The following is a 6,394-nucleotide window of genomic DNA, read 5'->3' as shown; positions in this document are numbered from 1 at the left end:
ACGGCACCCAGCAGGTCTCGTCCAACATCACCGACGTGCAGCGCGGCGCCACCGAGACCGGCTCGGCCTCGTCCCAGGTGCTGTCGGCGGCGCAGACGCTGTCCGGCGACTCCGGCCGGCTGAGGGATGAAGTCGACAGGTTCCTGGGCACCGTGAGGGCCGCCTAGGCGGCGACTGACAGCGAGCGATGCGTCCGGCCGCGGGGTGTGCGATGAGCGATGTCGTCCATCTGTTCTGGCAGCAGGCCGGTGGTGCTCCGCCAAAGCCCCGGAGCGAGATGGCGATCGCCGTCGACTCCGTCTTGACCGGTAGCTTGCAGCTTTCTCTCGCAGCGGCGAGGCTCGTGGAGCGGTTCGATGCCATCGATGCACTGATCGACGCTCTTGACGATGGGGAGCTTCGAGAAGTGCTCAGGAAGCTGATGACGTCTCAGCGCCAACAGCTCAGCACGTCGATCCTGGTCCTGAAGGCAAACATCAAAGGCCTGTCACAATCCTGAATCCATCGCGCGCAGGTGATATCCACGCGTGTTCCGCCTGCGATGAACGGAACAGGTACCAACGTGGAACGTCGCCATTCCCTGTCTGCGGGTGATGTCTTCGCATCTCCGGTGCATTGGCCGCGACAGACTATTGTCAGAGCACGGGGATTTGCCGTCATCGCGATTGTCGACAAGCCCGGTAAAAACTGTGGACGTGGCGGTGGAAAAAATGCTCTCGAACACCTCGAAGAACTGAGCCGATCCCTCAACCGACGGCGATCATGCACGCGGGGGTGCAGAAACGGAGTGCGCAGGTGTAGGAATGAATCATCTGGCTGCTGTCGAGATTCGTCGTCACTAGCAGATGGGCAGAGAGGATGGACCGATGATCAACAAGACTGCCGCGGGCGGAGCAGGCGGAACCTCGACCGGCCGAAAGTCCTTGGAAGGCCTGCCGATCGCAGCCCTGAATGAGCTTGCTGGCAGTCACGCCAAACCGCCGCGCAAGGAGGGCTTGCTACACAGCACCGTCGCCTCGGGCTCGGCGCCTATCGCGAGATGGCGCGGCGTCTGCATGAGTTCTGGCTCGAGCTCGCCAAGCTTCCGCCGGGCGCGGACGAGACATCCGACGCCGGTACGGCGATCCAGTAGCGCGCCGAAGGCGGCGCGGCCTGAGGCTCCGCTCAGGATCAGGGCTTGATCTTCATCAAGGGCCGCATCGCCGATGCGGCCCTTGGCGCGTCACCGCCGAGCCGCTCCGTGAAACCACGCCCGGGGAACTACCGGGCGTGGAATTAACGAGGTGCAAGCATAACGTGACTAGGACTTCGCGGCGGAGAGGGGGACTTCGGCGCGCCGCGATGTGCCGCTTGGACTCCTGGAGGCCATGGGCAGCAGAGATTGAAAATGGCGATTGCAGCGTCGCGCCTGTTCGGGATGAATATCGGTCGCAAGATCTATGCGCTGATCGGCCTCAGCTTCATGGGCGTCCTCGGTCTTGCCATTCTCGATTCGGGTGAGCTCGGATCGAGCCTGAAGCAGCAGAAGCAGCTCGAGCTCAAGCACCTGACCGAGCTCGCGATCAGCATCATCAAGGAAGAGCACGCCGCCGCGCAGAAGGGTGACATCGCCGAGGCCGTCGCGCAACAGCGGGCACTGGCGCGGACCTCGGCGCTGCGCTACGGCAACAACGACTATTTCTTCATCACCGACATGACGCCTCGCATGCTGATGCACCCGATCTCGGCGCAGCTCGTCGGCAAGGACCTGACCGACAACAAGGACCCCAACGGCAAGCGTCTGTTCATCGAGATGGTCGACGTTGTTCGGAGCAGCGGCAGCGGCTTCGTCCGTTATTTCTGGCCGAAGCCCGGCTCCGACAAGCCGCAGCCGAAACTCACCCATGTGTCCGGCTTCGCGCCATGGGGATGGGTGATCGGCACCGGCGTCTATATCGACGATCTGGACGCCCAGACCTGGTCGTCGACCAGGCGATCCCTGCTGGTCGCGGCGCTCGTGCTGCTGGTCACGCTCGCGGTCTCGGGGTTCCTGGCGCGGCGCATCACGGGTCCCTTGCACAGCATGACGGCCGTGATGAAGGAAATCGCCGGCGGCAGGCTCGATCTCGCGGTCCCCGGCGTCGGCCGCAGTGACGAGATCGGCGAAATGGCCGAGGCGGTCGAGGTGTTCAAGAGCAATGCTGTCGCGCGGCTCGCGCTCGAATCCGAGCACAACGAGACCGAAGCCCGCGCCGCGGGGCGGCGAAGGGCGGACATGCACAAGATGGCCAATGATTTCGAGGAGGCCATAGGCAAGATCGTCGCGACGGTATCATCCGCGTCGTCCCAGCTCGAATCCTCAGCCTTCAGCCTCACGGCCACGGCCGAGCGCGCGGAGGGGCTCGCGAGCAAGGTCGCTTCCGCTTCCGAGCAGGCCTCCAGCAACGTGCAGTCGGTGGCGTCGGCGACCGAGGAGCTTTCCTCCTCGGTGAGCGAAATCAGCCGGCAGGTGCAGCAATCGGCCCGAATCGCAGGCGAGGCCGTCGACCAGGCCCGGGCCACCAATGATCGTGTCGGCGAATTGTCCAAGGCTGCAACGAGGATCGGCGACGTGATCGAGCTGATCAACAACATCGCAGGTCAGACCAACCTCTTGGCGCTGAACGCCACCATCGAGGCGGCCCGCGCCGGCGAGGCCGGCCGCGGCTTCGCGGTGGTGGCTGCCGAGGTGAAGGCGCTTGCCGAGCAGACCTCCAAGGCGACCGACGAAATCGGCCAGCAGATCGCGAGTATCCAGGCCGCGACGGCGGACTCGGTGAGCGCGATCCGGCAGATCTCGGGGACCATCGAGCAGCTGTCCGAGATATCCGCGACGATCGCGGCCGCGGTGGAGGAGCAGGGTGCCGCGACGCAGGAAATCTCCCGCAACGTCCAGCACGCTTCGCAGGGCACCCAGCAGGTGTCGGCCAACGTCGTCGACGTGCAGCGTGGCGCCAGTGAGACCGAATCGGCTTCGTCGCAGGTGCTGACGGCGGCGCAGTCGCTGTCCGGCGAGAGCAACCGGCTGCGGCAGGAGGTTGGCCGCTTCCTCGATTCGGTGCGCGCCGCCTGAGGCCGCCGGACATTCGATCGCCCGCGTCAGGAGGATCGCCAGCCCGCCGCGGCCATTCTGACCATCCGACTGAGGCGCGCACCCACGGAATTGTTCCCGCGCAACTTGACCGCTTCCAGCACGTGGACGATGTGCTTGTGGTCGCTTGGAATGCTGTTGATTTCGGCCTCGGTCGCGGCTTCCACGCCCGCCATCGTCTTGTGCAACCGAACCCCCCAATCGGAGCCGTCGAGATCGATATGTTCCCTCATTGCCTTGTCGGCCGCATGGATCTCCGCGAGAATTTCCTTTGCCGGCAAGATGCGATTGCACTTCAACGCATCGATCAGCATGAGCCGCTTCTCGTCGATCTGATCGAGGGCCATGGAGACGGCCAGGGCGTAGGGTGTGGCGGCGATTGTCGGCGCGGCCCTGCTCCTGGCAGGCCTCGTCGCGAGGAGGATCAGCTGCCAGGGCTTCTCCAGTCTCTTGGCGATGACGGCAAGCGCGAACGGCGCGATGTCGCCGCGTTTTGCCTGCAACCTGTTCAACAGATCGAGTATCCGGGCGAGCTGATCCTTCTCCAGCGCTGCAATCTTCGGCGGCAGCGCTCGAGCGAAATCGGCAAGCTCCTGCCGCGCGTGGATGACCCGGAGCATTTTCGTCAAATCGTCGAACGTGGCCCGCGAAGTCGTATAGATATCGAGGCCTGCGCGCACGGTGGCAGGGCCGTCCCCGGCCTTCAATACGCCGTCCAGATAGGCGACGACCTTGTTCTGGAATGCGGCCGCAATTCGCCGGGCTTCGGACTGGTTGTTGGCGACAATGAATTTCCCGATAGTTGCGACGTACTCGTCGGCCATGCGCGGCAGCAGCTTCTCGGTCATCAGACCCCAAATGGGTCCGAGCGATCCGCGCGCGATCTGCCCGCTATTGACGCGCTCTGGTGGAATGTTCACCAGAACCGGCTCCAACGGCTCGAAGAAGTAGCGCGACGGATTGCCGACGCGGTAGTGGCTCTCCCCCGTGTTGCGGAGCTCGGCGCGCAGGGCCGCAATCATCTCCTGTGAATGAGGCACGTCCTGGCCCAGGAGATGCAGCCGTTCGAGTTCGGCGAGCAGACGGCTTCGCGCTTGCTGCGTCAGTTGCTGCAGATACTGTTTCAGGTGATCGGTTGCGTCGTTCGGCCGGGTCATTGTCGCGAATGTCTTTCGACTCCTTTCCTCGGGGAATCACGAGGTGGACGTTGGCATTGTCCTCTACAGTCGATTAGAAAATTCGAACAAAGTTGATCTGTTCCGTGGCCCCCGGCTCACCTCGCCGCGGGACCGACGGTCTTACAATGCAGCGACAATGATTGTCGGGCGCTGCTTAACGGCATGCGAAGAGCGGCGCTCATCCGTATTCACGCGGGACGCTCGATAGGCACCGCGACGGCTCGTTATTGCATCGGGCGTAGGCGCGTCTTCCGCCGATCGGAATTCGCAGTGAACTGCCGTCGCGGGTGGTCGTCGAAGACGGGATCACGTGCCGCCAAGCTCAGGCCGCCGGGTATCGGGGAAGTGAAGGTAAGCCCTGCTGACGGATGTTGGCGGGTTGGCCGGATTCAGGTAAATGGCATAAGTGAACTGGCGGCGTTGGCCGCCGGTCGTGCCTTGGGAAAAGCCTGTTTCATGGTCGCACTGGTCCGCATCGCGCTGAGCCGACCCTATACCTTCGTCGTGCTGGCGCTGTTGCTCCTGATCATCGGACCGCTCGCGGCGCTGCGCACGCCGACCGACATCTTCCCCGACATCCGCATCCCCGTGATCGGCGTGGTCTGGCAATATACCGGGCTGCCGCCGGACCAGATGTCGGGCCGCATCACCACCCCGTTCGAGCGGGCGCTGACCACGACGGTCAACGACATCGAGCACATCGTCGCCAACTCCTATAACGGCTTCGGCATCGTCAAGATCTTCTTCCAGCCGAATGTCGACATCCGCACCGCCAACGCCCAGGTCACCGCGATCTCGCAGACCCTTCTCAAGCAGATGCCGCCGGGCGCAACTCCGCCGCTGATCCTGAACTACTCGGCCTCGACCGTGCCGATCATCCAGGTCGCGCTGTCCGGTGACGGGCTGACCGAGCAGAATCTCGCCGACATCGGCATCAACCAGCTCCGCACGCCGCTCGTGACGGTGCCGGGGGCCGCCATTCCCTATCCGTTCGGCGGCAAGCAGCGCCAGATCCAGATCGATCTCGATCCGACCGCGCTGCAGGCACGGGGGCTCTCCGGCCAGGACGTCGCCAATGCGCTCGCCGCGCAGAACCTGATCACGCCGGTCGGCACCCAGAAGATCGGCGAATTCGAGTACAACATCCAGCTCAACAACTCGCCGCTTCGGATCGCTGAGCTCGGCGACCTGCCGATCAAGACCGTCAACGGCGCCATGGTCTATGTCCGTGACGTCGCCAGCGTGCGCGACGGCAACCCGCCGCAGACCAATATCGTCCACGTCAACGGCAACCGCTCGGTCCTGATGATGGTGCTGAAGGCCGGCGCGATCTCGACCCTCGACATCATCGCCGGCATCAAGCAGAAAGTGATCGACGTCAAGGACACGCTGCCGGACGCGCTCAAGATCGCTTTCATCGGCGATCAATCGCTGTTCGTGCGCGGCGCGATCGGCGGCGTCGCCAACGAAGGCGTGATCGCAGCCCTGCTCACCAGCGTCATGATCCTGCTGTTCCTCGGGAGCTGGCGCTCCACCGTCATCATCGCGGTGTCGATCCCGTTGTCGGTGCTCGGCGCCATCGTCATGCTGTCGGCGATCGGCGAGACGCTCAACATCATGACGCTCGGCGGGCTCGCGCTCGCGGTCGGCATCCTGGTCGACGACGCCACGGTGACGATCGAGAACATCAACTACCATCTGGAGCAGGGCAAGCCGGTCGAGCAGTCGATCCTGGACGGCGCCAACCAGATCGTGACGCCGGCGTTCGTTTCGCTGCTGTGTATCTGCATCGTGTTCGTGCCGATGTTCTTTTTGCAGGGCGTCGCGCGCTTCCTGTTCGTGCCGATGGCCGAAGCCGTGATGTTCGCGATGATCTGGTCGTTCATCCTGTCGCGCACACTGGTGCCGACCATGGCGAACTATCTGCTGCAGGCGCATGTCCATCACGAGGGCGAGCCGCCGAAATCGCGCAATCCGCTGGTCTGGTTTCAGCGCGGCTTCGAGAAGCGGTTCGAGCGCATTCGCAGCGGCTATCACAACCTGCTGGGTCTCGCGCTGGCGCATCGCATGGTGTTCGTCGCGGTCTTTCTTTGCGTGGTCGGTGCCT

At 63.9% G+C, this 6,394-nt stretch carries 4 protein-coding genes; 3 read left to right on the top strand and 1 reads right to left on the bottom strand.

Annotated features, from left to right (window positions below):
• Positions 1–211 precede the first annotated feature (211 nt).
• Both JOY90_RS28745 and JOY90_RS28740 read left to right on the top strand, forming a co-directional pair.
• The gene (locus tag JOY90_RS28745; protein ID WP_291694474.1) at positions 212–499 is read left to right on the top strand and encodes a hypothetical protein; all 288 of its coding nucleotides are present in this window, start codon (positions 212–214) and stop codon (positions 497–499) included.
• A gap of 888 nt (positions 500–1,387) precedes the next feature.
• Positions 1,388–3,091, top strand: coding sequence for a methyl-accepting chemotaxis protein (locus JOY90_RS28740; protein WP_291694473.1), 1,704 nt, complete (start codon positions 1,388–1,390; stop codon positions 3,089–3,091).
• A 26-nt stretch (positions 3,092–3,117) separates the two neighbouring features.
• Here the strand turns inward: JOY90_RS28740 and JOY90_RS28735 are convergent, their stop codons facing one another.
• Positions 3,118–4,266 (bottom strand): hypothetical protein, encoded by a 1,149-nt coding sequence (locus tag JOY90_RS28735; protein WP_291694472.1) that lies wholly within the window; start codon positions 4,264–4,266, stop codon positions 3,118–3,120.
• Positions 4,267–4,743: 477 nt separating this feature from the next.
• Between JOY90_RS28735 and JOY90_RS28730 the strand changes: the two genes are divergently transcribed.
• Positions 4,744–6,394 (top strand): efflux RND transporter permease subunit (locus tag JOY90_RS28730; protein ID WP_291694471.1); only part of this gene is annotated, 1,651 nt, incomplete at its 3' end.

The sequence above is a fragment of the Bradyrhizobium sp. genome, from assembly GCF_019242285.1.
Classification (GTDB): Bacteria; Pseudomonadota; Alphaproteobacteria; order Rhizobiales; family Xanthobacteraceae; genus Bradyrhizobium.
The sequence above is the reverse complement of the archived record's forward strand: the minus strand, read 5'-3'. Positions and strand labels throughout refer to the sequence as shown.